At 40.6% G+C, this 1,445-nt stretch carries 1 protein-coding gene; it reads left to right on the forward strand.

The window, feature by feature from the left end; all coding sequences use genetic code 11:
• The coding region (locus NBRC110019_RS16655; RefSeq protein WP_281756600.1) for a choice-of-anchor J domain-containing protein at positions 1–1,445 on the forward strand (1,445 nt) is incomplete at both ends.

Here is a 1,445-nt window from a genome sequence, read left to right on the forward strand (position 1 = left end):
TTAAATGATGCAGCTAACTGGCCGAATGTAGCCTGGTCTGTAACTGGATCCTATTCGAATGTTTCAGCGTTGTTTGAATCAGATCCAACTACGACTTCCAATTTTGCGTATGATGATAACGCAGGGGGGTCAGGATCCTCGAACAGTATTGCTGCAGAATCTCCTTATTTAAACCTTAACGGAGCTTTTGCTGCGGGTGAAACGTATCTCTATGCAGATTTTACCTATATCTACCACCATCAAAATACTGAAATGTTATCAGTAGAATACTGGGATGCTGATGCTAGTGTTTGGGTAAACTGGGTAATACTTGACGACACAGGTTCTGCTGTAACTAATAATTATTGTGCTGATACAGGTAGTGCAGTAGATTATACAACCCCTGAATTGGATATTTCAGGTTTTACAACAGGGCAATTATCTGCTTTCAGATATCGTATATTATATGATGATAATAATATTTGGGCAAGAGGATTTTGTGTAAGCAGTCCTACTATTTATTCTGGTGCACCTCCTACATGTCCTGCTATTTCAGGAATCACTGTTGATTCAAATACAGATAGTACCGTAACCTTATCTTGGTTATTAGGTGGAACAGAGAACCAATGGGAAGTAGTAGTTCAACCAGCTGGTACGGGAGTACCAACAGGTTCTGGTACAACTGCAAGTACTAACGATTCTTTTTTATTTACAAGTTTAACAGCCAACACTACCTATGAAGTTTATGTAAGAGCTGATTGTAGTGGTGGAGATTATAGTGTTTGGGTAGGACCAATCACCTTTACTACTTACGATGTGCCTCCAACGGCTCCAACAGGTGTTACTTGTGCTACAGGTAATGGCTCTTACATCTTTACAGAAGATTTTGATGCTGTAGGTGATTGGACAGGAGCTATTAATAGTAATGGTGGTAGCTGGGAAATTCCTGATGGTTCTACTTCTGTAGGTACAGGGCCTGCTGCGGCTTATAATGGTGCTAGCTTTATGAATTTTGAGGCTTCTGGTGCTGCTACTGGCACATCAGGATCTGTGGTTTCTCCGGTAATTGATCTTACAACTGCTACAGGAGCCGTAGAATTATCTTTTTATATGCATGCTTTCGGACCTGTAATGGGAACCTTAGAAGTAGGAGTTAGCACTTCGGCTACGGGTCCTTTTACCAATGAGTTTACATGGGTAGGCGATTATCAGGCTTCAGCTACACAGCCATGGGTGCCTGTAGGTATTGATTTAACCGCATATGCAGGTCAAAATATATATATAGAATTTAAACAAACGAGTGCAGGTTCTTTAGGAGATATGTCTATTGATTTTATGAGAGTAGAGGCGTGTGGAGATTACTGTATTGCTCCTTCTTCTATTACTGCTACAGATATTACAGATGTTCAGGCAGTTTTAGACTGGATAGCTAACAATGGTGAAAGTTCTTGGGAGGTTGTTGTACA

The organism is Neptunitalea chrysea, assembly GCF_027924145.1.
GTDB lineage: Bacteria > Bacteroidota > Bacteroidia > Flavobacteriales > Flavobacteriaceae > Neptunitalea > Neptunitalea chrysea.